Annotated in this window: 21 protein-coding genes, 2 pseudogenes and 1 riboswitch; of the genes and pseudogenes, 3 read left to right on the forward strand and 20 right to left on the reverse strand. The window is 65.6% G+C overall.

What is annotated here, in order from left to right:
* The first annotated feature begins 16 nt into the window (after positions 1-16).
* On the forward strand, positions 17-1225 hold the full coding sequence (locus tag AC630_RS09555) for an ABC transporter substrate-binding protein (protein ID WP_074118245.1): 1209 nt from the start codon (positions 17-19) through the stop codon (positions 1223-1225).
* 29 nt (positions 1226-1254) lie between these two features.
* On the opposite strand, the gene AC630_RS47770 is transcribed toward AC630_RS09555, so the two are convergent.
* The 9 genes and pseudogenes from AC630_RS47770 to AC630_RS45335 form a co-directional block, all read right to left on the reverse strand.
* On the reverse strand, positions 1255-3234 hold the full coding sequence (locus tag AC630_RS47770) for an ABC transporter ATP-binding protein (RefSeq protein ID WP_208866989.1): 1980 nt from the start codon (positions 3232-3234) through the stop codon (positions 1255-1257).
* A 19-nt stretch (positions 3235-3253) separates the two neighbouring features.
* Complete coding sequence (locus AC630_RS09570) at positions 3254-4177, reverse strand: ABC transporter permease (protein WP_074118248.1); 924 nt, start codon at positions 4175-4177, stop codon at positions 3254-3256.
* Positions 4174-5115 (reverse strand): ABC transporter permease, encoded by a 942-nt coding sequence (locus AC630_RS09575; protein WP_074118249.1) that lies wholly within the window; start codon positions 5113-5115, stop codon positions 4174-4176. The genes AC630_RS09570 and AC630_RS09575 overlap by 4 nt, the downstream gene beginning before the upstream one ends.
* A gap of 17 nt (positions 5116-5132) precedes the next feature.
* Positions 5133-6737, reverse strand: coding sequence for an ABC transporter substrate-binding protein (locus AC630_RS09580; RefSeq protein ID WP_074118251.1), 1605 nt, complete (start codon positions 6735-6737; stop codon positions 5133-5135).
* A gap of 577 nt (positions 6738-7314) precedes the next feature.
* Positions 7315-8766: pseudogene (locus AC630_RS09585) on the reverse strand (NAD-dependent succinate-semialdehyde dehydrogenase).
* A gap of 155 nt (positions 8767-8921) precedes the next feature.
* Positions 8922-10331, reverse strand: coding sequence for a dihydropyrimidinase (gene hydA, locus AC630_RS09590; protein WP_074118301.1), 1410 nt, complete (start codon positions 10329-10331; stop codon positions 8922-8924).
* 11 nt (positions 10332-10342) lie between these two features.
* Positions 10343-11083, reverse strand: coding sequence for a maleate cis-trans isomerase family protein (locus AC630_RS09595; RefSeq protein ID WP_074118252.1), 741 nt, complete (start codon positions 11081-11083; stop codon positions 10343-10345).
* 102 nt (positions 11084-11185) lie between these two features.
* A complete protein-coding gene (locus AC630_RS09600; RefSeq protein ID WP_074118254.1) occupies positions 11186-12619 on the reverse strand; it encodes a PepSY domain-containing protein in 1434 nt (477 codons plus the stop codon).
* Positions 12620-12631: 12 nt separating this feature from the next.
* Positions 12632-14995: a TonB-dependent receptor gene (locus AC630_RS45335; protein ID WP_074118256.1), complete on the reverse strand. Its 2364-nt coding sequence runs from the start codon at positions 14993-14995 to the stop codon at positions 12632-12634.
* Between the two features lie 116 nt (positions 14996-15111).
* Positions 15112-15313: riboswitch (cobalamin riboswitch) on the reverse strand.
* 72 nt (positions 15314-15385) lie between these two features.
* Between AC630_RS45335 and AC630_RS09610 the strand changes: the two genes are divergently transcribed.
* Positions 15386-15958 (forward strand): histidine phosphatase family protein, encoded by a 573-nt coding sequence (locus tag AC630_RS09610; protein ID WP_074118302.1) that lies wholly within the window; start codon positions 15386-15388, stop codon positions 15956-15958.
* 6 nt (positions 15959-15964) lie between these two features.
* Here AC630_RS09610 and cobT read toward each other — a convergent pair whose 3' ends face one another.
* Genes cobT through cbiT form a run of 7 tightly spaced genes read right to left on the reverse strand, consistent with a single transcriptional unit; the run spans position 15965 to position 22142 of the window.
* On the reverse strand, positions 15965-17017 hold the full coding sequence (cobT, locus tag AC630_RS09615) for a nicotinate-nucleotide--dimethylbenzimidazole phosphoribosyltransferase (protein WP_074118257.1): 1053 nt from the start codon (positions 17015-17017) through the stop codon (positions 15965-15967).
* 15 nt (positions 17018-17032) lie between these two features.
* Positions 17033-17782, reverse strand: coding sequence for a precorrin-6A synthase (deacetylating) (gene cobF / locus AC630_RS09620; RefSeq protein ID WP_074118259.1), 750 nt, complete (start codon positions 17780-17782; stop codon positions 17033-17035).
* The gene (gene cobA / locus AC630_RS09625) at positions 17779-18510 is read right to left on the reverse strand and encodes a uroporphyrinogen-III C-methyltransferase (protein WP_074118261.1); all 732 of its coding nucleotides are present in this window, start codon (positions 18508-18510) and stop codon (positions 17779-17781) included. Before cobA ends, cobF begins: the two co-directional genes overlap by 4 nt.
* Positions 18507-19817, reverse strand: coding sequence for a cobyrinic acid a,c-diamide synthase CobB (locus AC630_RS09630; protein ID WP_074118262.1), 1311 nt, complete (start codon positions 19815-19817; stop codon positions 18507-18509). Before AC630_RS09630 ends, cobA begins: the two co-directional genes overlap by 4 nt.
* Complete coding sequence (cobM, locus tag AC630_RS09635; protein WP_074118264.1) at positions 19817-20599, reverse strand: precorrin-4 C(11)-methyltransferase; 783 nt, start codon at positions 20597-20599, stop codon at positions 19817-19819. The genes AC630_RS09630 and cobM overlap by 1 nt, the downstream gene beginning before the upstream one ends.
* The gene (locus AC630_RS09640; protein WP_074118266.1) at positions 20596-20964 is read right to left on the reverse strand and encodes a cobalamin biosynthesis protein; all 369 of its coding nucleotides are present in this window, start codon (positions 20962-20964) and stop codon (positions 20596-20598) included. Before AC630_RS09640 ends, cobM begins: the two co-directional genes overlap by 4 nt.
* The gene (cbiT, locus tag AC630_RS09645; protein ID WP_074118268.1) at positions 20961-22142 is read right to left on the reverse strand and encodes a precorrin-6Y C5,15-methyltransferase (decarboxylating) subunit CbiT; all 1182 of its coding nucleotides are present in this window, start codon (positions 22140-22142) and stop codon (positions 20961-20963) included. The genes AC630_RS09640 and cbiT overlap by 4 nt, the downstream gene beginning before the upstream one ends.
* Between cbiT and AC630_RS09650 the strand changes: the two genes are divergently transcribed.
* Positions 22141-22887, forward strand: a complete 747-nt coding sequence (locus tag AC630_RS09650) for a cobalt-precorrin-6A reductase (RefSeq protein ID WP_074118270.1) — start codon at positions 22141-22143, stop codon at positions 22885-22887. The two genes, cbiT and AC630_RS09650, sit on opposite strands and share 2 nt — an antisense overlap.
* On the opposite strand, the gene cobJ is transcribed toward AC630_RS09650, so the two are convergent.
* From cobJ to AC630_RS09670, 4 genes and pseudogenes are all read right to left on the reverse strand, one after another.
* Positions 22863-23597 carry a precorrin-3B C(17)-methyltransferase gene (gene cobJ / locus AC630_RS09655; protein WP_074118272.1) on the reverse strand — a complete coding sequence of 245 codons (735 nt, stop codon included), beginning with the start codon at positions 23595-23597 and terminating at the stop codon, positions 22863-22865. The two genes, AC630_RS09650 and cobJ, sit on opposite strands and share 25 nt — an antisense overlap.
* Positions 23594-24325, reverse strand: a complete 732-nt coding sequence (locus AC630_RS09660) for a precorrin-2 C(20)-methyltransferase (RefSeq protein WP_074118273.1) — start codon at positions 24323-24325, stop codon at positions 23594-23596. The genes cobJ and AC630_RS09660 overlap by 4 nt, the downstream gene beginning before the upstream one ends.
* Positions 24326-24327: 2 nt before the next feature.
* Positions 24328-24957 (reverse strand): precorrin-8X methylmutase, encoded by a 630-nt coding sequence (locus tag AC630_RS09665; RefSeq protein WP_074118275.1) that lies wholly within the window; start codon positions 24955-24957, stop codon positions 24328-24330.
* Positions 24957-25171: pseudogene (locus AC630_RS09670) on the reverse strand (precorrin-3B synthase); the annotation flags it as partial. The gene AC630_RS09665 and the pseudogene AC630_RS09670, both read right to left, overlap by 1 nt.

Genomic DNA, 25171 nt, shown 5'->3' on the forward strand with positions numbered 1-25171 from the left:
TAATCGGGAGGTTGAAATGAAAAGACTCTTGTCGGCAATGGCGGTCTTATCGGCCGGGCTCCTCTTCGCGACCGGCGCAATTGCCGCCGAAAAGAAGTACGACGAGGGCGCCTCGGATGCCGAGGTCAAGATCGGCCAGACCATGCCTTATAGCGGCCCCCTGTCGATTCACGGGATCCAGGGGCGCACCGAGGTCGCCTATTTTCGGATGCTCAACGAGGAAAAAGGCGGCATTAATGGCCGCAAGATCAACCTGATCTCGCTCGATGACGCGTTCTCGCCTCCCAAGACCGTCGAACAGACCCGCAAGCTGGTCGAGAGCGACGGCGTGCTCGCTCTGTTCGGCTCGTCCGGAACCGCAGCGCAATCGGCTGTACAGAAATATCTCAACAGCAAGGGCGTGCCGCAACTGCTGGTCTCGACAGGCGCGAACAAGTGGAATCAGCCCAAGGCTTTCAAATGGTCGACGCCGGCGTTCCATCTCTACGGCACCGAAGGCGAGATCCTCGCAAAGTACCTTTTGTCCGTGAAGCCGGACGCGAAGGTCGCGATCCTCATGCAGAACGACGATTTCGGCCGTGACTATGTGTCCGGCTTCAAGAAGGGGCTCGGCGACAAGGCGTCCACCATGATCGTCAAGGAGGTCACGTACGAGCTGACCGATCCCACGATGGATTCGCAAGTAGCGCAGCTCAAATCATCCGGGGCCGACGTGTTCTTCAACGTCTCGCTCGGCAAGGCCGCCTCGCAATCGATGAAGAAGGCCTACGAGCTCGACTGGAAGCCGTTGCAATTGGTCGTCAGCCCGTCCGTCGGCCGGCAGTTCCTGGAGGCAGCCGGATTCGATGCCGTCACCGGCATCATTGCGGCAACACCTTATAAGCAGGTTTCGAGCCCCAAATGGGCCGAAGATGCTGATGTCGTCGCCTATCAGGCGTTCATGAAGAAGTATCTTCCCAACGAAGACCCCAAGAACGAGATCGGGTTTGCCGTCTATTCATTCGCCTACATCATGGGGAAGATCATCGAGGCCTGCGGAGACAATCTGACGCGGGAGAACCTGCTGTACCAGGCCACGCATTTGAACAACGTTCCGGCCCCCTCGCTGCTGCCCGGCACCACCTACAATACGACGCCGGACAACTACGTTCCGTTCAAACGCCTGGTCGTGCAGAAGTTCGACGGCCAGGACTGGGTCCAGGTCACGGCCGTGACCGTCGAGTAGTGATGGATTAATGCGTTAGACGGCGACGGCTATCCGGCCGTCGCTGTCGCACCGTCTTCAAGGTGACAGGCTACCCACTGCTCGGGTCCGATCCCGCGAAGCGTCGGCTCCTCCGTCCGGCAACGGTCGAAGGCGAACGGACAGCGGGTGTGGAAGCGGCATCCGCTCGGAGGAGTGATCGGGCTGGGCACGTCGCCGCCGAGGATGATCGGATTGCGCTGGGCGCCGGGCTCGGGCAGCGGCACCGCGGAGAGCAGCGCCCTGGTGTAGGGATGCTTTGGCGCGGCAAAGATCTCGCGGCGCGGCGCCACCTCGACGATCTTGCCGAGATACATCACCGCGACGCGATGGGTCATGTGCTCGACGATTGCCAGATCATGGCTGATGAATAGCAGCGCGAGGCCGAATTCGCGCTGGAGATCCTGGAGCAGATTGACGATCTGCGCCTTGACCGAAACGTCGAGCGCCGACACCGCCTCGTCGCAGACGATCAGTTCGGGCTCGGCCGCGAGCGCCCGTGCGATCCCGATGCGCTGGCGCTGGCCCCCGGAGAATTCGTGCGGCCGGCGGTTCAGCGCCTCGCGCGGCAGGCGGACGGTATCCATCAGGGCCGTGACGCGCGTTTCGAGATCGGCTGACGATTTGGCGAGGCCAAAATTCCGGATCGGCTCGGCCAGGATGTCGCGCACGCGCATGCGCGGATTGAGGCTCGAGAACGGATCCTGGAACACCACCTGCATGCGGCGGCGCAACTGCCGCATTGTGCTCGGCGCGGCGTCGTCGATCCGCTGGCCGTCGAGAATGACCTGCCCTGCGGTGATGTCGATCAGGCGCAAAATCGCCCGGCCAACCGTCGACTTGCCGCAGCCGGACTCGCCGACCAGCGACAGCGTCTCGCCGCGCGCGATCTCGAACGACACACCGTCCACCGCATAGACCCATTCGGACTTGCGGCCGAACAGGCCGGTCTTGACCGGAAAGTGCTTCTTGAGGTCGTTGACCTGGAGCAGCGGAGGGCTCATGCCGCGACGGCCCCCTTGGCGGCATAGTGGCAGGCGGCGACGTGACGGGGGGCCCTTCTCTTCGAGCCCCGGCGCATATTGCCGGCAGAGATCTGTCGCGAGCGAGCAACGCCCGGCAAAGACGCAGCCGGTGATCGGCTTCCTGAGGTCAGGCACCTGCCCCGGAATCTCGGCGAGCCGCTTCACCTTGCCGGATAGCGACGAGCCGAGCCGCGGCACCGCACCAAGCAGGCCCTGCGTATAGGGATGACGCGGGAAACGGAACAATTCGGCCACCGGCGCCTCCTCGACCTTGCGGCCGGCATACATCACCATCACGCGTTCGGCGATTTCGGCGACGACACCGAGATCGTGGGTGATCAGGATGATCGCGGCCCCCACCCTGCGCTTCAGGTCCAGCATCAGCTTCAGGATCTGCGCCTGGATCGTCACGTCGAGCGCGGTGGTCGGCTCGTCCGCGATCAGCAGCTTCGGATTGCAGGCGAGCGCGATCGCGATCATCACGCGCTGGCGCATGCCGCCGGAGAGCTGGTGCGGATATTCGCGCACGCGCCGCTTCGGCTCGGGAATGCCGACCAGCGTCAGCATCTCGATGGCGCGCACCTCGGCGGCCTGCTTGTCCAGACCCTGATGCATCATCAGCGTCTCGCGGATCTGGCGGCCGACGGTCAGCACCGGGTTCAGGCTCGTCATCGGCTCCTGAAAAATCATCGAGATGTCGTTGCCGCGGATGGCGCGCATCTCGCGATCGGACAGTTGCAGCAGATCCCTTCCCGCAAAGCGGATGACGCCGGCGATCTTGCCCGGCGGCTCCGGGATCAGCCGCATCAGCGACATCGAGGTCACCGACTTGCCGCAGCCGGACTCGCCGACGATGGCGAGCGTCTCACCTTCGTCGACATGGAAGGATACGCCGTCGACCGCGCGGTTGATGCCGCCGGCCGTGCGGAAGTGGGTCTGCAGATTCTCGACTTCAAGCAACGCCATCGCGGTCGGCCCCGTAACGCTAGAGACGCTTGGCCATGCGCGGATCGAGCGCATCGCGGAGGCCGTCGCCGAGCAGGTTCACCGCGAGCACGGTGACGGACAGGAACGCCGCCGGGAAGAACACGATGTAGGGCTTGACCTGCCACAGCGCGCGACCCTCGGCCATGATGTTGCCCCAGGACGGAATGGTGGGTGGCGTGCCCGCGCCGATGAAGGACAGGATCGCCTCCGTGATCATGGCGCTGGCGCAAATGTAAGTTGCCTGCACCAGCATGGGCGCGAGCGTGTTGGGCAGGATGTGGCGCAAAATGATCATCGGCGTGCGCGTGCCGCAGGCGACCGCTGCATCCACGTAAGGCTGCTCGCGCAGCGACAGCACGACGCTTCGGACCAGCCGCGAGACGCGCGGGATCTCGGCGATGGTGATGGCGAGGATGACGTTGCCGACGCTGCCGCGCGTCAATGCCATCAGCGCGATCGCCAGCAGGATCGGCGGGATCGACATCAAGCCGTCCATGAAGCGCATCAGGATGCCGTCGGCCCAGCGGATGAAGCCCGAGACCATGCCGATGGCGAGACCCGCGGCCGACGCGAATATCGCAACTGATAGTCCGACCGTGAGCGAGACCCGCGCGCCATAGAGCACGCGCGAATAGATGTCGCGGCCGAGCACATCGGTTCCGAACCAGAAATCGGCCGACGGCGCGCGGGTACGCTTGGCGGGCGCGAGCGCGGTCGGATCGACCGTGCCGAGATAAGGCGCGAAGATCGCGATCAGAATGAGCGTCAGTAGCAGCGCTCCGCCGATCGCGACCGTGGGATGGCCGCGCAACAGGCCGACAATGCCGCGCCTGATCTTCACCGGCTGCAACAGCTCGGGCAGTTGCGGCGCGACGACGAGGCCGGCCGGCAGCGCTTGCGGATTGACGGTCGTATCGGTCAATAGCGGATCCTCGGGTCAACGAGCGTATAGATGACGTCGATCATCAGATTGACGAGGACGTAAACGAAGCTGAACAGCAGCACGATGCCCTGGATGACGGGATAGTCGCGGCGCAGGATTGCGTCGATCGTGAGCCGGCCCAGACCTGGGATCGCGAACACGCTCTCGGTCACGACCGCGCCGCCGATCAGGAGCGCGATGCCGATCCCGATCACGGTCACGATCGGCACCGCCGCGTTCTTCAGCGCGTGAATGAACAGGATGCCGCCCTGCCCGAGGCCCTTGGCCCGTGCGGTGCGGATATAGTCCTGTTGCAGCACTTCGAGCATGGCGGCGCGGGTGATGCGCGCGACCAGCGCGATATAGACGCAGCCGAGCGCGATCGCCGGCAGGATCAGATTCTCCAGCCACGGCCAGAAGCCCTCGTTAAGCGACGTATAGCCCTGCACCGGCAGCCATTCGAGCTCGAGCGCGAAGATGTAGGCGAGCATGTAGCCGACGACGAAGACCGGCAGCGAGAAGCCGAACACGGCGAAGCCCATGATGACGCGGTCGATCAGGCTGCCGGCCTTCCACGCAGCCACCACGCCGAGCGGCACCGCAACCACGATCGTGAGCAGCAGGGTGACGATCATCAGCGACAGCGTCGGCCCAAGCCGCTGCCCGATCATCGTCGAGACCGGCAGATTGGTGAAGATCGAGGTGCCGAGATCGCCGTGCAGGATACGCCAGACCCAGCTGCCGAACTGGATCAGGAACGGGCGGTCGAGGCCGAGGCTCTGGCGGATGCGCTCCACATCCTCCGGGCTTGCCTGGTCACCCGCGATCACCACGGCGGGATCACCCGGCGCGATGTAGAGCAGGCTGAACACGAACAGCGCGACGATGGCCATCACCGGCAAGGTCGCGACGATGCGACGGAGGATGTAAGAAAGCATCTGGCCTCAGCGCAGCGTCATGCGGATTTCGCCACGCCCCAGAAGAACGGCAGCGGCCCCTTGGTGATGCCGGAGACGTTCTTGCGCCAAGCCGTGTAGCCCAGGAAGAAACCGGTCGGTGCGTAGACGACGTCATCGAGTGCCGCCTTGTTGAGGCGGCCGACCGCGGCCTTCTCCTCGTCGAGGTTCTTGGCGTCGAACCAGGCCGTGACCTCCTTCTCGGTGCCGGGGCTGGTGGGCCAACCGAACCATGCCTTGTCACCATTGGCGCGAATGGCGGTGTAGGAGGCGGGCGTGATGCAATCGGCGCCGGCATGCCAGCTGTGGAACATGTTCCAGCCGCCCTGCCCCGGCGGCGTTTTCGCCGCACGGCGGGAGCCGACCGTGCCCCAATCGGTGGCAACGAAGTCGACATTCATGCCGAGCTTCTTCAGGAGGTCGGCAGTGACGTCGCCCTGCGCCTTGGTGATCGGCTGATCCTGCGCCACGAGGCACGTGACCGGCTGGCCGGAATAGCCGCTCTCGGCGAGCAGCTTCTTGGCGGCATCGAAATCGCGCTTGCTCTTGAGGATCTCGCCACCCATCTCGCTGTAGAGCGGCGTATCGGGCGTGAAGAAGCCCGGCAGCGGCTTCCACAGCGCGGTGTCGTCGCCGACGATCGCGCGCATATAGTCTTCCTGGCTGAGCGCCATCAGCACCGCACGCCGTGCCCGCACGTCGTTGAACGGCGCAAACAGATGGTTCATGCGGAACGAGCCGATATTGCCGAGGGGATCGCCGATATCGACATTGATGTTCTTGTTCTTCTTCAACACGGGCACAAGATCGGCGATCGGATTCTCCCACCAGTCGACCTCACCGTTCTGCAGAGCTGCGGCGGCGGTCGCCGGATCCGGCATCACGATCCATTCGACGCGATCGATCAGCATCCGCTTGCCGCCCGCAAGCCACGACGCCTTCTCCTGCCGCGGCACGTAGTCGGCGAACTTCTCGAACACGGACTTGGCGCCGGGGACCCATTCACTCTTGGCGAATTTCATCGGCCCGGAGCCGACATACTCGGTGATCTGCTTGAACGGATCGGTCTTCGCGATGCGTTCGGGCATGATGAAGGAGCACGGCGCGTTGTTCTTGGCGAGCGCGTAGAGCATTTTCGGGAAGGGCTGCTTCAAAACCCATTTGAAGATGCGATCGTCAACAGCGGTCAGTTCCTGCTGGATCGCAATGATCATCAGGCCCATCGGATCGCGCGCGGCCCAGCGCGACAGGCTCGCGACGACGTCCTTGCTCAGCACCGGCTCGCCATCATGGAACTTGAGTCCCGGCCGCAGCTTGAACGTCCAGGTCTTGCCGTCGTCAGTGGTCTCCTCGGACTCGACCATCTGACGCTGCGGCTGAAGCTGCGCATCGATGCCGTAGAGCGTGTCCCAGACCAGCGCTGCGGCATTGCGCACGACATACTGCGTGCCCCAGATCGGATCGAAATTGGCGAGATTGGCCTGGGGCACAAAACGCAGGGTGCGCGCAGCCGCGCCTTGCGCGATCGCCGGGGCCGAGAGGCCGCCGGTCAATGCCAGACCGCCCGCGCCGGCCAGTCCCTTCAATACGGTCCTGCGATCCATGACGTCCTCCAGTATTGCCGTGATGCTGGCCTTCGTTGGCCAAGAGCAGGTGAAACCAGAGCCCTTTGGCCTGCAAATGGTATGCCACCAGCCGCGCCTTCGCTAGCGGGATATCAGCGCTGTTTGGCCGGTCGAGGCCTCTAAAGGCGGCCGTCATTGCGCTGCACGATGGTGCAGTCGCGGGGCTCGCGCTCGGCGTTAGGATCGTGGCTGACGGTGGGAAGCCGGATGTCGCTTTCGCGGCGCGTTTATCCGCGAGAAGGATCGACGAACTGAGGGAAGTACACTGGTGCTTCTATCTCGTCATTGCGAGCCAACGGGTCCGCGCAAAGCGCGGCCCGATGACAGGCTTCGCGAAGCAATCCAGATTCTTTTCACGGAGACAGTCTGGATTGCTTCGCTGCGCTCGCAATGACGGAGTACCCACTCCCGCGTCGCAGACGCTGCAACGCGAAGCGATGTGGGTTAACCCTGCGACTGCGCGAAGTGCAGTCCGCTCGGCGTAACCCACCTCTTTGCTTTCAGTACGGGAGAAAGGGTGGGTTACGCCTTGTGACCAACCCACCCTGCACGCCTCTTACGCGCTCGCCTGGGTCACGAACTTGGTGTTGAGGTAACCCTCGATCGCCTCGAGGCCGCCTTCGGAGCCATAGCCGGAATCCTTGATGCCGCCGAACGGCACTTCCGGCAGCGCGAGGCCGTGGTGGTTGATCGACACCATGCCGCTCTCGATGTCGGCGCCGATCGCCTGCATCGTCTTGGTCGAGGTCGTATAGGCATAGGCCGCAAGGCCGTAAGGCAGACGGTTCGCCTCGGCCACCACCTCGTCATAGCTGCGGAAGGACGTGATCGGTGCAACAGGTCCGAACGGCTCCTCGTTCATGATCCGCGCATCGCGCGGCACGTCGGTCAGCACCGTCGGCTCGAAGAAGAAGCCTTCATTGCCGATGCGCTTGCCGCCAGCCTGCACCTTGGCGCCGCGCTGGACCGCATCGGAGACGAGGCCTTCCATGGCGTCGACGCGGCGCGGGTTCGCCAGCGGACCCATGCGCGTGTCCTTGTCGAGGCCGTTGCCGACCTTGAGGCTCTTGGCCGCGGCGACGAACTTGTCGACGAAGGGCGCGTAGACGCTCTCATGCACCAGGAAGCGCGTCGGCGAGACGCAGACCTGGCCGGCATTGCGGAACTTGTTGGCCGAAAGGATCTTGGCGGCGTTATCGAGGTCGGCGTCCGCGAACACGATCGCCGGCGCATGGCCGCCGAGCTCCATGGTGACGCGCTTCATGTGCAGGCCGGCAAGCGCGGCCAGATGCTTGCCGACGGCGGTCGAGCCGGTGAAGCTGATCTTGCGAATGATCGGATGCGGAATGAGATATTCCGACACCTCAGCCGGCACGCCGAACACCAGTTGGACGACGCCGGGGGGGAATGCCCGCGTCGGCATAGGCGCGCACCAGCTCCATGCAGCTCGCCGGCGTTTCTTCCGGTCCCTTGACGATGATCGAGCACCCTGCAGCAAGCGCGGCCGAGATCTTGCGTACCGCCTGGTTGATCGGGAAATTCCAGGGCGTGAACGCAGCGACCGGGCCGACCGGCTCCTTGGTCACGAGCTGGGAGACATTGCCCATCCGTGGCGGCACGATGCGGCCATAGGCGCGGCGAGCTTCTTCCGAGAACCAGTCGATGAGGTCGCCGGCCAGCATGTCTCGCCCTGGGCTTCCACGACCGGCTTGCCCTGCTCCATCGTCATGACAGGCGCGATCTCGGCGGCGCGCGAACGGATGATGTCCGCGGCCTTCCGCATCAGCTTGTAGCGGTCGAAGGGCGACGTCTTGCGCCAGACTTCGAAGCCGGCCTTGGCCGCTTCGAGCGCCCGGTCGAGATCCTGGCGCGAGGCGTGCGGGGTCTTGCCGATCGGCTGGCCGGTCGCGGGGTTGAGGATGTCCTCCGACTTGCCGGAAGTGCCGTCGGTCCACTCGCCGGCGATGAACATTTGAACTTTCGGGTACATCCCTGCTGTCTCCTGCATGATTTCACGGCGGCAGGATTGGCGCCCGCCGCCTAATAAGTGGGCGCAGAGCTACACTGAAAGGCAGCCGGCGAAAAGGGATCAGTGATGCCCTGACATCGCGAGGTGGCATGCGCAAGAGGCGGCCTGGCGTCCCCCCCTGCATCATGTCGCTGTCACACCAGGCTCGATTTGCCGCGGCTCAGCACCTCGCCCGCACCCTTGTCGCCGACGAGCCTGCCATGCTCGTACACCACCCGGCCCCGCGCAATGGTGGTGACGGGCCAGCCGATGACGTCGAATCCTTCCCAGGGCGTGTAGTCCGAGCCGTGGTGCAGATCGGCCTGCCGGATCGGCTTCGTCAGCTTCGGGTCCCACAGTGCGATGTCGGCATCGAAGCCGACGCCGATCGAGCCCTTGCGTGGATAAAGGCCGTAGATCCGCGCATGGTTGGTCGCGGTCAGCTCGACGAACTTTTGCAGCGTGATCCGTCCTTTTGAGACGCCTTCGGAAAACAGGATCGGCAGCCGCGTCTCGACGCCGGGGATGCCGTTCGGCACCCAGCGGAACGAGGTGCGGGAATTCGGCGTCAGCTTGCCCTTGGGATCGTCGTAGCGGAACGGGCAATGGTCGGACGAGAAAGTCTGGAACACGCCGGTCGTGATCCCCTCCCAGATCGCCTGCTGGCTCTCGGCATCGCGCGGCGGCGGCGAGCAGACATATTTCGCGCCGCTCATGTCCATGTTCAGGCCCTTCATGTCGTCGGCCGTCAGCGTGATGTATTGCGGGCAGGTCTCCGCATGTACCGGCAATCCGCGCTGCTGGGCCCAGCGCACCTGCTCCATCGCCTCGCGCCCGGAGACATGCACGATCATGATGGGGACACCGACGATTTCAGCATGGCTGATGGCGCGGTGCGTCGCCTCGCGTTCGACGGCCTGGGGACGCGAGACGCCGTGATAGTAGGGTGCGATGTGGCCTTCGCGCTCAAGCCTGGTGGTGAGGAAGCGGATCGCGTCATAGCCTTCGCAATGGACCATCACCAGCGCCTCCTCGCGGCGCGCCACATCGAAGACCTCGAGCAGCTGCTTGTCGCTGAGCACGAGGTCGTCATAGGTCATGAACACCTTGAACGAGGTGTAGCCGTCCTTGACCAGCGCCGGCAGCTCCTGACCGAGCACGACCGCGGTCGGATCGGAGATGATGAGATGGAAAGCTGTATCGATGTAGCACTCGCCTTCGGCGAGCTTGCGGTAGTTCTCGACGCAGGTCCGCAGCGAGGAGCCCTTCTCCTGGAGCGCAAAGGGCAGCACCATGGTGTTGCCGCCGGCGGCGGCCGCGCGCGTCGCTGACGCAAAATCGTCGGCCATGACCACGGCGGGGCCGGACGCTTGCGAGATGTGAACGTGGCTGTCGATACCGCCGGGCAGCGCGAGCAGACCCGTCGCGTCGATCTCGCGCGCTGCGCCTTCAATACTGTCGGCAATGCTGACGATGCGGCCGTCGCGAATGCCGATATCGGCGCGAAACTCGTCGCTGGCCGTCACGATGGTGCCGCCGCGAATGGCAAGATCGAGCTGCGTCACATGAGTCTCCGTCACTTGATGACTGCTGATATCTGGAAGATGCGGCCCCAATCGGTGAGAGCGCTGATGTCGCCGCCGGCGAGCTCCAGCGTCCGCCACAGCGTGACCGCGACCGAGTCGAGCACCGTGATGTCCAGTTCCCGTTCGAGCGAGGCTGCAAGCGCGGCGCCGTCGAGATTGGTGCAGAGGATGACGACGGCACCGGCGCCTTCGGCCGCGACCGCCCGGATCATGCCGGCGATCGTCGCCGATGTGACCTCGCCGAAGGAGAAATTGTCGCGGAGCCCGAGATGCCGCTCCGCGTGCGGCGCGATCCCCTCCTCGGCCCAGACGCCAGCGATCCGCCGCTGCACGTCGTCCGTATAGGGCGAGACGAGACCGACACGCTTGGCGCCGAGGGCGCGGACGGCATCGATGCAGGCAAGCGTCGACGTCGTCGCCGGCACGCCTGTGCGCGCCGTGATCGCTTCGCAAAGGCTCTTGTCCCGGCCGATGCCGAGCCAGCTTGCCGAAGTGCCATTCCAGGCGATGGCGTCGACCTTGGCATCCGCCAGCAGGTCCGCCGCGGGCAGCATCACCGACGCATCGAACTGGTTCAGCGCCGCGGCGTGGAGCGCAATCTCGGTGACACGGAAGCGCGAGAAATGCGCGGTAACGCCATCTGCTCCAGCCAGCATGGCGTTGGTGACGGGCTCGAGCACTGAATTCGAGGACGGCGTGATCATGCCGAGGCGCTTGCGCTTGGTAGACATCGATCGCGATCGCTCCGTTGCGGCGGAGCGTATCTTCAGCGCCCCATCGCGCCTGCGCAACCCGCAATTTGCATGCTGCATACAATTTGTTCGATGTGCATTTCAGATTGCAAAGGCTGACCGCAAGCGACGCCAGCCGACCGCGATCCCTGTGACGGAGAACACCAGGCCCAGCGCGCAGAGCCCGACGATCAGCACATCACGCAGACGCGGGCGCGCCATGAGGACTGGAAAATCGAGCGTGTGCAGGGCGCTGTAGGACCAGCGATAGGCCCGCCGCGACGCATCCAGCCGTTGCAGCACGTTGCCATCAGCGCCGTCAATGTCGAACCACAGGTCGCCGCATCGGGAGCGATAGACCGGCGCACCCGAAACGGCGGATTGCGCGGGATAGTCGTCATCATTGGCAAGAATGGACGGTGCGCCGCAGCCCGTGGCGAGGCGCGTCGTCAATTCCTGAACTTCGCGCGCGCTCAAGACTCCCGTTTGCCCATCACGGGACGCATCCCCTGCCCTGATCAATGTCTGGCGCCCAAGATCGACCCGATCGCGTCGATAGATGGTGCCGATAAAAGCGAACCATTCGACCTCACGGGCCGACGACGATATCGGCTGCCGATCGAGCGACGAGGCCGCCGTCCAATCCGGCGCGGCGTTCGTCACGCTGGCTTCGGCCGGGCTCAGCTGCCCGCGCGAGAACAGCCGCCCGTGGTCCATGGAGAGCCAGCCGCTGAAGATCCAGGTCAGCACGAAAACCGTCGCCGCAAGACCAATGAGATGATGCAAAGCGTGCCAGCCTCGGTAGGGTGAACCGATCAACCACCCTCGCCGCCTGATCCGCACAAAGCCAAGCACCGCGCCGAGCAAAGCTGCGATCGAGGCCAGCAGCGACAACGTCCAGACCACGCGGTCCCACAGCGCCCAGTTGCTTCTTAGAACCGTCGGATAGATCCAGTGCAGCACACTCCCGGCGAGGTTCCATCCGCGCTCGCTTCGCGTCGTGTCAAGAATCACCTCTCCAGTAAGGGATGAGACATAGACCTCTGTCCCCGCGGCATCGCCGAGGGCGACGCGAAACAGCGGCCTATGGCGATCAAGGCCGTTCGGCACGCTCCATTGATCGTAGTCCGACCGCGCGACGATCGCAGCCCGAGCGGCATCGAGCCCACGCTCGCGGGCGTGATCCCGCGCAATGGCGAGCGCGCCATCGGGAGATGTCACCGATGCATCCCGTCCGTCGGATGCGCGAACCGCGCGTGCGCGCGATGGCCCCGAGACGATATAGACCGGTCCGTCGCTCCGTCGGGCCAGACGAACCCGCGTGGCATCCGCGATCTCGCTCGCGGCCACGGCTTCGACGACTGCGATCCTCACCTGCGTGCGATCCAGCGGCGCGAGGCCGGCAAAACGCTCCGCTTCCGTCAATGACGGAAACGGAACGAAGTGCATCACGATTCCGCTCGCGAACCACATCGCGAACAGGAGGCAGAATGCGATCCCGAGCCAGCGATGCAACAGGACGATCGCGCCCATCATGCGTTCAGCGCCCTACCATTTGAACGCCGCCGAGATCTCGTAGGTGCGTGGCACGCCGAGCAGTATCTGATCGGGATAGAACGGATCGCCCCAGATCGCGTAACGCTTGTCGGTGATGTTGCGAACGCGGAAGGTCAGGCGAGCCTGGTCGACCGCGTTGAATACCGTCCTGGGGATGTCGACGAAGGCATAGACGTCGGCCACGGTGTAGGCGTTCATCGTGACCGTATTTGCGTCGGTGTTGTAACGGTCGCCGACATGGCGGCCGACGATTCCGAGCTCCACCGGCCAGGGTGTGAAGAAGCGATACGAGGCCCCGGCATTCGCCACGATGCGCGGCACGTTCGGCGGCGTATTGCCGGAGAACGATCCGCCAGCGAAATTGTAGTCGGCATAGCGCGCATCGACATAGGCGATGTTGCCCCAGAGACGCAACGGCTCGATCGGGCGTACGGCCGCCGCAAGCTCCACGCCCTTGGACTCCTGCCGTCCGGCGATGTTGAGCTGCATGCCGCCGGCCGCGGCATAGACATTCTTTCGCTCGATATCGTAGGCCGAGAATGACCACCCTGCCCTGTTATCCCAGAACAGGTGCTTGACGCCGGTCTCATAGGTGCGCGAGGTCGTGAGGTCGAGCGGCTGGGTCGGTCCGAGCAGGAAGATGTTGTTGGCCGAGACATCCGCGCCGGTGGCGTACTGGCTGAAGAAGGTCAGGCCCGGAATGGCTTCCCAGGTGTAGCCGATGCGGCCCGTCATCGGCGCCCAATCTGTCGAGTACGGGAAGCCTGCCTTCTCCAGGCCGATCACGTTGGCCGAATTGCGGTCGAGCCCGATATGCTCGACGCGCAGGCCGCCGATCAGCGCGAAGCTGCGCGTCAACTTCAGCCGGTCCTCGAACGACAGCGCCTGGTTGTCGATACGTGCCGTCTGCTGCTGCGTCGTGAGCAAACCGTAATAGCCGCGCGCGGGATCGACCAGCGTGACGGAATCGTCGGGAAAATTGGCGGCGCCCGGCCTGACAAAATCGAGGTAGCTTGACGATACTGTCGTAACCAAACGGTTATCGAAGCCTGCGATGTCAGTATCCCACGTCAGGTCCGTGATATTGCCGACAAGGCGCTGGCTTTGCGCGACATAGAAGCGTTCCCGATCCACCATATTCGTCGTGGAGTTGAACGCCTCCACCTCGTTATTGAACCAGGTACGCTCTGCACCATAGGCATAGGCCTGGCTCTTGAGCGTCAGGTCAGGCGCGAGCTTCAGCTCAAAGCCGCCCCGCAGCCACACTTCCTGTGCCACGTTACGGTTATCCAGGACATTGTAATTGGTGTTGAAGGTGCGGTCGTCGATCGTGACCGGCCCGAGATTCGTTCCGTTGAAGTTCGAGACGTAGTTGCCGGAGACGATGCCGGTGGCCGCGTGCGAGCCGCTATAAGCGACCGGCACCAGCGGCGCGCCCCAATAGGCTTTCGAGCGGTCTTCCCGGTATTCGGTCGCGCCCCAGACCTTGAGACTGTTGGAAATGCGATAATTGAGCTGGCCGGAAACGTCGAACGTCTTGGTATTGGTGTCGTCGGCAAAGCCGTTGAGCGAGGAACGGCTGATGTCGAAGCGGTAGTCGAGGCCCTGCACATTGGTGCTGCCGCCGGAACCATAGTGGGCACGGAATGAGTTCAGCGAGTCCAAGGAGAAATCCGCCTCGTTCCGGATCGCCCCGGTGTGCGGCTGCTTCGTGACCAAGTTGATCGCGCCGCCGGCGGCACCTTCGCCTGACATCAGCGAGGCCGGACCTTTCACAAATTCCACGGCTTCGAGATTGGCCGTATCCGTGATCCGCGAAGTCATGTTCTGCGGGCCGATCTTGATGCCGTTGTAGAGCATGTTGATCTGGCTGTTGGTGAAGCCGCGCATCGAGAAGGCCGAGGGCTCGGCCGGATTGTCGCCGGATGTGACGCCCACCGCGCCCTGGGCCACCTCCGACACGGTGCGATAGCCCTGTTCGCGCATGGTTTCGGCCGAGATCACCTCGACGGTCGCGGGAATCTCCCGCACGGTCAGGCCGAGGCGCGAGGCGCTTACGGCCACAGCGTTGCTGTTGAGCGGCGTCTGTGTCTGCGTGGCTGCTGTCGGCGCGACAGGCTTTGGCGCGGCCGATGCGGTCGCTGGCCGGCGCGCTGCTGCGTGGCGTGCGCTCTGCGCGTCGCGGCCAGCCGGCTTGGCCTGCTTCCGCGGTTGGGCGGGCGTCACCTCAACCGGCGGCAGTGATTGGCGGGCCTGCTGCGCCAGCGCGGCAGGCATATCGGCGGCAACAAACGACGTGAGAGCGGTTGAGGCGAGCAGCAAGCGGCACGGTCGTACAAAACGAATGGAAAACACGGTTCGGGACCTCGGTATGACGTCAGTGGCACGTCACAGCGAACGAGGTCTCATCCCTGGCTTTTGAGGCCTTCCGATGAAGCCGAATGTCTGTACTCCCCGACCGACATCTTCGCGTGTGACCACGGCTGACGGCAGGTCTCCTGGCTCGCGGGTCGTGACCGCTTCGTCGCCTTCCCGGGACCGAGGACCCAGTGGCTCGTGACGAAGGATTCACCGCTTACAGTTGCGGGGGCAGCTACGGCATTGGGGACAACGTCCCCGCACCGCATTCCCTTTTCATTCCCTGATGGGGAAACCGTCAGGGCCATCTAGGATTACCATCGAGACGGAGTCAATGTACGTGTTGCGGCGTTATTGTCACAGCGACCAGCTTCCTTGGAGATGAGCATGGAAGGCGAGACCTTCGTCTGGCTGATACGGCATGCGCCTGTCGAAGGCGTTACGGGGACGATCCATGCGCCGGACGCGCCGGCCGATCTCGGCGATCGCGCACAACTGGACGCGCTGCGGCAGCGCCTGCCGCGGGATGCCGCGAGCTATGCCAGCCCGTCACGTCGCACGGTCGAGACGGCGCGCGCGCTGGGACTCGAGCCGGAGCTGGTCGGCGAATTCCGCGAGCAGGATTTTGGCAACTGGACCGGCCATCGCCATGACGAGCTCGCCGCGACCGGCGGCGAGACTTACGCGCAGTTCTGGAGCGATCCGGCGCGCGCGAGGCCGCCGGGTGGTGAAAGTTTCGAGGATCAGGTCGCGCGCGTGCGGCTGGGTCTGTCGCGGATCGGAGCCGGACCGGCGGCGCTCGTCGTGCATTCCGGCACCATCCGCGCTGCACTCTGCATCGCACTGGATCTGACGCCAGAAGCGGCCTTGCGCTTCGTGGTCGATCCGCTTTCGCTGACCCGGATCGATCGGCTCGCGACCGGCTGGCGCGTCGTCTCCGTCAATCAGCGCACAGCCTGAACCTGATCAGGCCGGACGATCCGGCACATTGGCCTGCGCAAACGTCGCCATGCCGTTGTGGAGGCTGCAGGCCGACCGCACCAGTGGCAGCGCGATGGCGGCGCCCGATCCCTCGCCGAGCCTGAGATCGAGGCTGATCAGCGGCTGCACGTTCAGCGCGCGCAGCACCAGCCGATGCCCCTGCTCCGCCGATTGATGCGAGGCCAGCAGGAACGGCTGGCACGACGGATTGAGGCGCACGGCTGCCAGCGCCGCCACCGACACGATGAAGCCGTCGATCAATACAGGGATGCGGCGCTGTGCGGCCGCGATGATCGCGCCGCAGATCGCCGCGATTTCGAGGCCACCGACGGCGCACAGGATCTTTTCGGGCGTCGCGCCCGCAACGCCATGGCGCGCTATCGCAGCATCGATCACGCGCGCCTTGTGCGCGCGGCCGGCTTCATCGACGCCGGTGCCACTGCCCGCGATCTCCTCGGCGCTCACGCCCAGCAGGCTCGCCGCAATTGCCGCCGAGGTCGTGGTGTTGCCGATGCCCATCTCACCGAAGATCAGGAGATCGGGCTGACCTGCGTCCGCCCGCACAACGGCGCGCTGGCCGGCCTCAAAGGCAAACGCCAGCTCCGCCGGTGTGAGCGCAGATTCGACACTGAAATCGCGCGTACCGCTGCGCGGCTTGTCAGTGACGATGCCCGCCATCTCCTCCTGCGCCAGCGTGCCGGCGTCGACGACCTCCAGGCTTGAGCCAAGCTCGCGCGCCAGCACCGAGATCGCGGCGCCGCCCGACGCGAAATTCGCCATCATCGCGATGGTCACGGCTTGCGGATAAGCCGACACGCCCTGTGCGACGATGCCGTGATCACCGGCGAAGATGACGATCGGCACCCGCGCGGCACGAGGCTGCTCGGTCGCTTGCAGGCCCGCAAGCTCGATCGCGAGCTGCTCGAGCCGGCCAAGCGCGCCAGCTGGCTTCGTCAGCTGCGCCTGCCGCGCGACCGCCGCCTCGCGGTGGATCGCGGAGATCTCAGGGCACTTCCGGTAAACCCATTCAGGGAGCATGATGCCTCGCTTGCCTCACGGCCTGCGCTTGAGAATGTAGCTGTCCATGATCCAGCCGTGCCGCTCGCGCGCCTCTTGCCGCACAGCGACGATGCGCGGGCCGGTCTCGGCAAGCGCGCCGGACATGACGATCTGGTCGGCCATGCCAAGATAGGCGCCCCACCAGATGTGGAGCCCCGCAGGATCGAGCGACTGGAATGCCGTGCCGCCGTCGAGCATCACCACGACGGTATCGACACCTTGTGGCCAGCCGCCCTCCCGCAGGCGGCGTCCGGTCGTAACCAGGAACGGCTCGCCAATGTCGTTGAGCGGCAGCGCATGCGCCGCGCACAGCGCCTGGATCGAGGTGATGCCGGGCACGACCTCGATCTTGGGCGAAGGATTTAGCCGCCGCGCGATGCGCAGCGAGGAGTCGTAGAGAGAGGGATCGCCCCAGATCAGCAGCGCAACCTTGCCGTCGCCTTCGAGGTGGCTGGCGATCGTCTGCGACCAGGTCACAGCGACGGCATCGTGCCAATCGTCCACGCCCTTGCGGTAATCCGCCTCGTCCGCATCGCGCACGGGAAGATCGAACTCGGCGATGCGCGTCTTGTCGCTGGTGAGCACATCCGCGCAGATCGTCCGGCGCAGGTCGGCAAGATCTGACTTTGCAGTCCCCTTGCGCGGGATCAGGACGAGATCAGCGTCGTTGATGGCGCGGATCGCGGCGCGCGTGAGCTGCTCGGGATCGCCGCAGCCGATGCCTATCAGGCAGAGCGTCATCACGACAGATAGTCCCCCGCGAGCGCACCGAACAGGATCACGGCGGCCGTGGAAGCGGCGCCGCCGCGCGCAAGCTGCTCGGCGAGCTCGGCAATCGTGGTGCGCACCAGCCGCTCGTCCGGCCGCCCGAGGGATTCGGCGAACAGCGCCGGCGTATCCGGAGCGAGGCCATGTTCGATCAATTTTGCGGCAAGCGCCGGGAAGGTGCGCCGGCCCATATAGACCACAGTCGTCGCCTCGGGATCAGCCAGCGCCGCCCAATTCAGGTTTGGCGGCAGCTCGCCCGTGACATCGGCCCCGGTCACGAATTGCACCCGGCGCGAGGTGTGGCGCCGGGTCAAGGGAATGCCGGCTTGCGCGGCGGCGACGCAGGCCGAGGTCACGCCGGGAATGATCTCGTAGCCGAAGCCGGCCTCGCGCAGCGTTTCGAGCTCCTCCTCGAGCCGGCCGAAAATGCCGGCGTCGCCCGACTTCAGCCGCACCACCCGCACGCCGGTCGCGGCATAGTCGACCAGGAGGCGGTTGACATGGTGCTGCTTGGTCGAGGGCCGCCCTGCCCGTTTCCCGACCGCGACGAGATTGGCGCCGGGCCGGGCGAGGTCGAGGATCGCGCCCGAAGCAAGGTCGTCATAGAGCACGACGTCTGCCTCGCGCAGCCGCGCGGCACCTTTGAGCGTGAGAAGCTCGGGGTCGCCAGGTCCGGCGGAGATGAAAGTAACAAAACCGCTCACCGGTCCTCCGCGATCAGATGGAAGAACGTGCCGGTGGCATGGCCACGCCGCGAGCCGGTCTCGGCGATGACGGCACCCGTTGCGTCGTGCACGACCGCCAGCGGCGTATCTGGCTGCGCGACGATCGTCGAATAATGGAATTCGTGGCCGCGCAGGCGCGCGCCCACGTGATGCCCGGGCATCGGCGCGGCGAGCGCGGCGAGACGATAGCCCAGATGCATGCGGCGCTTGGCAAAGCTCGTCTCCAGTCCGAGCAGGCCTGTCATCTCATGGCGAACACCATCGGCGTCGGTCAAGGCGGCCCCCAGCACCATATAGCCTCCGCATTCGCCGTGCACCGGTCGCGTTTCGGCGAAGGCAGTCAGGCCGCTGCGAAAGCGCGCATTGGCCGCGATCCTTCCGGCATGAAGCTCGGGATAGCCGCCGGGCAGCCAGCAGACATCGGCACTCGGATCAGGACCTTCATCGGCAAGCGGCGAGAATGTCGAGATCTCGGCGCCCGCCGCGCGCCAGGCTTCCAGCATGTGCGGATAAACGAACGAGAATGCCGCATCGCGGGCAAGCGCAATGCGCTGGCCGGGCGGCGTCACGTTGAGGCCGTTCGCGGCAGGTTGCGGCGACCAGGCGGCTGCCGACCGCAGCACCGCATCAAGATCGACATGCTCCGTGACGAACCGCGCCGCCTCGTCGATCAGCTTGCCGATCTCGGCCTGCTCCTCGGCCTGCACCAGGCCGAGATGTCGCTTCGGCAGGCTGATCTCAGCATGACGCGGCAATGCGCCGAACACGGCGATGCCGACATCCAGCAGCGCACGCCGCACGAGGTCTTCGTGGCGCGGGCTGGCGACGCGATTGAGCACGACGCCCGCAAGACGTACGCCGGCGCGGTAATCACGAAGGCCTGCGGCGATGGCAGCCGCCGTCTGCGCCTGTCCGGAGGGATCGATCACCAGCAGCACCGGCCAGCCCAGCATCTCCGCGATGTCGGCCGTGGCGCCGGTTCCGGAGACACCGCGCGTAGCGACACCGTCGAACAGACCCATCGAGCCCTCGGCGAGCACGACATCGGCGTCAGTGCCGCGGCTGACAAGATGCGCGATCGTCGCACGGTCCATGGCCCAGCTATCGACATTGACGGAAGCGCGTCCCGTGGCGGCAGCATGGAAGGCGGGATCGATGTAGTCGGGTCCGCTCTTGAAGCACTGCACGTTCAAGCCGCGATTGCGCCAGGCCCGCGCGAGCGCCAGCGTCAGCGTGGTCTTGCCGACGCCGGAAGCAGGCGCGGAGATGACGAGGCCTGCCGCCATCACGACACCTCCGGAAAGCGCGGCTCGGCTCCGACCGGCCGATAGCGGCGATCATAGTCGGCAGCATAGAGGCGGCTCTCGCCAAAATCCGACGAGCCAAGTGTCCTGCCGACCAGGATCAGCGCAGTACGCTCCATCTCGGTGCCAACGACAGCATCGAGCGTTGCAAGCGTCGCGCGGACGATGCGCTGGTCCGGCCAGCTCGCGCGCCAGACGATCGCAACCGGGCAGTCCGCGCCATAATGCGGTGTGAGATCGGCGACAACCTTGTCGAGCAGATGGATCGACAGATGGATAGCAAGCACCGCTCCGGTTGCAGCGAAGGCGGCGAGCTTCTCCCCCTCGGGCATCGCGCTGGCGCGGCCCGGCGTGCGCGTCAGCACCACTGTCTGGGCAAGGCCGGGCAGCGTCAACTCGGCCTCGAGCGCAGCCGCGGCGGCCGCGAAGGACGGGACGCCAGGCGTCACCGTATAGGGAATGCCGAGCGCGCGGAGGCGGCGGAGCTGCTCGCCCATCGCCGACCAGATCGAGAGATCGCCGGAATGCAGGCGGGCGATGTCTTTGCGCTCGGAGTGCGCGGCCGCCATCTCCGTGACGATCTCGTCGAGCGACAGCGGCGCGGTGTTGACGATCCGCGCGCCGGGCGGGCAATGCGCCAGCACGCCCTCGGGCACCAGCGAGCCGGCATAGAGGCAGACCGGACAGGCGGCGATCAGGTCACGACCGCGCAGCGTCAGCAGATCGGGAGCGCCCGGCCCTGCACCGATGAAATGCACAGTCATGCGCCGTCTCCTTCCGCGATCGCCGCGGTCGCAGTGCGATCCTGCGAGACCACCCGCGTTCCAATCAATCGCGCGCGAGGACCAGCTGCCGCGAGCGCCGCGGCTTCGGCGACCGATCCCGTTCCGAACTTTTCCGCAATGAGCGCCGACTGCGTCGGCGTGTCGATACCGGCCAGCATTTCGGCCGGAACAGCCCTGATCGGCACACCGCATTCGCGCGCGAGCTGCTTCAGCGCCTCTGCATCGGCCTTGTCGCTGACAGTCGCCAACGCCGCAAGGCCTTCGGAACCTCCAGTCGCCAAAAGCGCCTCGCGCAGCGAAGCCAGCGTGACATCCCGCTTGAATCCGAGTCCGGCAACCTTCATCGGACCACGCTCCATTGCACCACGGGCCGTGCCGCCTGCCAGGACCGGTAGCGGCCCAGCGGGGTAGCATGAGCGATCTCGGCCCGCATCAACTCGCCACCGTGGCGCTGATGCAGCTCGCCAAGCTGCGCTTCAGTCTCCAGCGTCACCGCATGCACGACGAGCCGCGTCCCCGGTGAAAGCCGCGACCAGATGGCATCAAACATCGCGATGTCGAGGCCGCCGCCGATGAAGACGGCATCCGGCGCTTCCAGTCTGGCAAGAGCTTCCGGCGCGTTCCCCGTGATGATTGTGATCCGATGCGACAGTCCGAACGCCGCCGCATTGCTGCGGATGTTCGCGGCGCGATCCTCACGTGTCTCGATGGCATTCGCCATCCCGCCGCACAGCGCCCATTCGATCGAGATCGACCCCGAGCCCGCGCCAATGTCCCACAGCCGTTCGCCGGGACGCGGCGCCAGCGCCGAGAGAGCGAGCGCGCGCACCGGCCGCTTGGTGATCTGGCCGTCATGGACGAAAAGATCGTCAGAAAGTCCCGAGCTGCGAGGAATGCCTTGCGCTCCCCTCGCCTCGACCGCCACCGCGACCAGGTTTCCAGCGAGATCACCTGCAAAGCTATCGGCGCGATGTTCCGCAATGCTTTCGCGCGGCCCGCCAAGCGCGGTGAGAGTCCAGAATACCGAGGCGCCCCATTCGCGCTCCGTCAGCCATTTCGCGAGATCACCGGCCGCCTTCGCGTCTCGCACGAGGCAAATGATGCGCGCATCTCGCGCCAGATGCGGCACGAGGCGCTCGAACGGCGCGGCGTGAAGCCCAAGGCATGCGACGGATTCGAGGCGCCAGCCGAGCCGTGCGGCGGCTAGCGAGAATGTCGACGGCGACGAATGCGCGGTCCACTCGCCGGCACAGAGTTTTTCGGCGAGGCTTGCGCCGGCGCCGTGCCAGAAGGGATCACCGGAAGCGAGGACCGCGGTTGGCCGGCCACGGCAGCTCAGCACGACGTTGGCATCGAACGGCACCGGCCACGGGCGACCGCGCCCGGTCACGCCGGCAAGCGCGAGATGGCGTTCGCCGCCGAAGACGGTTTCGGCATCGTCAAGCGCCTTTCGACTTGCCTCGGACAGCCCGGCAAGGCCATCTTCGCCGATACCGATGATGGTCAACCAGGGATCAGCCATGACACGCGCCCTTATTCTGGGCGGAACCGCCGATGCGAGCTTGCTCGCCGCGGAGTTCGCGCGCGCCGGGCTTGACGCCGTCTATTCCTATGGCGGCCGCACCCGTGCGCCTGCCGATCAGCCGCTGCCGACCCGCATCGGCGGCTTTGGCGGCGTGAGCGGGCTTGCCGACTACATCGGCTGCGAAGGCATCACGCATGTGATCGATGCGACGCACCCCTTCGCTGCCGAGATGAGCCGTAACGCCGTTGAAGCATGCGCGGAAACCGGTACGCCGCTGATCGCGCTCGAACGCGCTCCCTGGGCCGCGGCACCCGGCGACAACTGGATCGAAGTTGCTGACGTCAACGCCGCGGCGGCAGCGCTGCCCGAGGCGCCGGCAATAGTCTTCCTCGCCATCGGCCGTCAGCATATCGCGCCGTTCGTGGCGAAGCCGCAGCATACCTACACGCTGCGGTTCGTCGATCCGCCCGAAACGCCGCTGCCCTTCCCCGCAGATGTGATCGTGTCGCGCGGGCCGTTCACGCTTGACGGTGAGCTTGAGATGATGCGCACGCGCGGCATTACGTGGATCGTCGCCCGCAATTCCGGCGGCGACGGCGCGCGCGCAAAGGTCGACGCGGCCCGCATGCTCGGCTTGCCCGTGATCATGATCTCGCGGCCGCGACTGCCCGAACGGCTGCGGGTCGAGAGCGTGGCCGAGATCATGCAGTGGCTCGGTCATCGGACCTGCCTCGGCGCGTAGACCCAACGGCCGACACGGCGTGTCTGCGAGTTGCCGACGATCACCAGCGTGCGCATGTCGGCCATCTCGGGTGTCGCTTCGTTCAGCGCCACTGTCTCGATCCTCTCGTCAGCGGCACTGATCGCGCGCGCGAAGATCACGAGACGCTCGCCGCAACCGGACTCTTTCAACACCGCGAGCGCGCGGCCAAATCCTTCCGGCCGGCTCGCCGAACGGGGATTGTACATTGCAATCGCAAAATCGGCTTCCGCGGCCAGCCGCAGGCGTTTCTCGATCACCGCCCAGGGCTTGAGATTGTCGGAAAGGTTGATCGCGCAGAAGTCGTGGCCAAGCGGCGCGCCGGCCCGCGCGGCCGCCGCCAGCATCGCGGTGATGCCCGGCAGCACGCGGATCGGCAGCTCCCGCCATTGCGGCGCCTGTTCGAGCGCCTCGAACACGGCGGAGGCCATCGCGAAGACGCCGGGGTCGCCGGAGGAGACGACGACGACCTGTCCGCCTTCGGCGGCAAGCCGCAGGGCCTCGCTCGCGCGCTGCAGCTCTTCGCGATTGTCTGACGGATGCAGCTTGAGCCCCGGTCGCGGCGGCACGCGCGCAACGTATGGCGCGTATCCCAAAATGTCGGTCGCGGAGGCAAGCGCGGCGGAAACCTCCGGCGTCACCAGCGCATCACTGCCCGGCCCGAGGCCCGCGATGGTCAGCGTACCCGTCATTCGGCGGCGTCCAGATGCCGGCCCTTGCCGTGTACCAGCACGATCGCGAAATAAGGACAGTCGGCGGCATCGATATCGGCGAGGCGCACGACGCGCTCGCCCGGCATGGTGCCGCGCTCGACCAGCCAGGCGTCATCCAGCCGGCCGGCGGATGCGAGCGCGCGGCGTACTTTCGCGAGATTGCGCCCGGTCTTCATGATGACGAGCGCATCGGAGTCGCGCATACGCCGTTCGAGCTCGTCCTCGCTCAGCGTGCCCATCAGCACCGTCGTCACGTCGTCGCCCAGCGCTATCGGCTCGCCGACGCCATTCCAGCAGCCGACCATGCCGGGAATGCCGGCGATGACCTCGATCTCGATACGCCCCTGCAGGCGCGCGTGCAGATGCATGAAGGAGCCGTAGAAGTAAGGATCGCCCTCGCACAGCACGACGACGTCGACCGCGCGCGCCAGCCGCGCCAGACGCTCGGCCCATTCATCGTAGAAACCGGCCAGCAGCTGGACGTATTCAGGGCTGTCGAAGGCGATCTCCGTCGTAACAGGATATTCCATGGGATATTCGGTGACGTCGGCGGCTAACATGCCCTCGACGATGCGCCGCGCCTGACCCGGCCTGCCCTTCTTGCGGAAGTAGGCGACATGCTTTGCACCGCGCACCGTCCGGTCCGCGCGCACGCTCATCAGGTCGGGATCACCGGGGCCGAGACCGCAACAGATAATGCGTCCCATTTCTATTCGCTCCGGCTCGCCAGAGCGTTCACGGCGGCGACCGTGATCGCGGAGCCGCCGAGGCGGCCCTCGACCGTCAGCGCCGGCACCGGCGGATCGGCCATCAGCGCGGCCTTGGATTCCGCCGCGCCGACGAAGCCGACGGGACAGCCGATGATGGCTGCGGGCCGCGGGCAGTCCCGGTCCTCCAGCATGTTGAGGAGATGAAACAGCGCGGTCGGCGCGTTGCCGATCGCGACGATCGCGCCATCGAGATGCGGCCGCCATAGCTCCAGCGCCGCAGCCGAGCGCGTGTTGCGCATAGATTGCGCGAGCGCAGGAACGGCCGCGTCGCCAAGCGTGCAGATGACGGCATTGGCCGCGGGAAGTCTCGCGCGCGTGATTCCTTCGGAGACCATGCGCGCGTCGCACAGGATCGGCGCGCCCTTCTTCAAGGCCGCACGCGCAGCGGTCGCCATCCCCGGCGTGAAGCGGATATGCGCCTCCAGGCCGACCATGCCGGCGGCGTGGATCATTCGCACCACGACCTGCTCCTCGTCCGGCGTGAAGCGAGCAAGATCCGCCTCGGCCCGGATGGTCGCAAAGGATTGCCGGTAGATCGCCGCGCCATCGGTTTCATAAAGAAGCGGCATCAATTCCCTCCGACCAGAATAGAGGGATCGCTGACGATGTCGGCGCCGTTCAACCCGCGCAGGATCGGCTCATCGCGCGTCGTGCCGTCGCGGACGAGATCGAAGCCGGCGCTGGTCGCCACCAGCGTCACCGCCGAGGCGCCGGAACGGGCGCAGCCCTTGGCGCAGCCGGAGACGTGAAGCCGTGTATCGGCCGCGATGCGCGGCGCGAGCG

Source organism: Bradyrhizobium sp. AS23.2 (assembly GCF_001908185.1).
Taxonomy (GTDB): Bacteria; Pseudomonadota; Alphaproteobacteria; order Rhizobiales; family Xanthobacteraceae; genus Bradyrhizobium.

Bases quoted from the DNA above. Each gene is read 5' to 3' on its own strand.
- AC630_RS09555 (WP_074118245.1), top strand. From the start codon at position 17: ATGAAAAGACTCTTGTCGGCAATGGCGGTCTTATCGGCCGGGCTCCTC.
- AC630_RS47770 (WP_208866989.1), bottom strand. From the start codon at position 3,234: ATGGCGTTGCTTGAAGTCGAGAATCTGCAGACCCACTTCCGCACGGCC.
- AC630_RS09575 (WP_074118249.1), bottom strand. From the start codon at position 5,115: ATGCTTTCTTACATCCTCCGTCGCATCGTCGCGACCTTGCCGGTGATG.
- AC630_RS09580 (WP_074118251.1), bottom strand. From the start codon at position 6,737: ATGGATCGCAGGACCGTATTGAAGGGACTGGCCGGCGCGGGCGGTCTG.
- AC630_RS09595 (WP_074118252.1), bottom strand. From the start codon at position 11,083: ATGTCTACCAAGCGCAAGCGCCTCGGCATGATCACGCCGTCCTCGAAT.
- AC630_RS09600 (WP_074118254.1), bottom strand. From the start codon at position 12,619: ATGATGGGCGCGATCGTCCTGTTGCATCGCTGGCTCGGGATCGCATTC.
- AC630_RS09610 (WP_074118302.1), top strand. From the start codon at position 15,386: ATGGAAGGCGAGACCTTCGTCTGGCTGATACGGCATGCGCCTGTCGAA.
- cobT (WP_074118257.1), bottom strand. From the start codon at position 17,017: ATGCTCCCTGAATGGGTTTACCGGAAGTGCCCTGAGATCTCCGCGATC.
- AC630_RS09630 (WP_074118262.1), bottom strand. From the start codon at position 19,817: ATGGCGGCAGGCCTCGTCATCTCCGCGCCTGCTTCCGGCGTCGGCAAG.
- cobM (WP_074118264.1), bottom strand. From the start codon at position 20,599: ATGACTGTGCATTTCATCGGTGCAGGGCCGGGCGCTCCCGATCTGCTG.
- AC630_RS09640 (WP_074118266.1), bottom strand. From the start codon at position 20,964: ATGAAGGTTGCCGGACTCGGATTCAAGCGGGATGTCACGCTGGCTTCG.
- AC630_RS09650 (WP_074118270.1), top strand. From the start codon at position 22,141: ATGACACGCGCCCTTATTCTGGGCGGAACCGCCGATGCGAGCTTGCTC.
- cbiT (WP_074118268.1), bottom strand. From the start codon at position 22,142: ATGGCTGATCCCTGGTTGACCATCATCGGTATCGGCGAAGATGGCCTT.
- cobJ (WP_074118272.1), bottom strand. From the start codon at position 23,597: ATGACGGGTACGCTGACCATCGCGGGCCTCGGGCCGGGCAGTGATGCG.
- AC630_RS09660 (WP_074118273.1), bottom strand. From the start codon at position 24,325: ATGGGACGCATTATCTGTTGCGGTCTCGGCCCCGGTGATCCCGACCTG.
- AC630_RS09665 (WP_074118275.1), bottom strand. From the start codon at position 24,957: ATGCCGCTTCTTTATGAAACCGATGGCGCGGCGATCTACCGGCAATCC.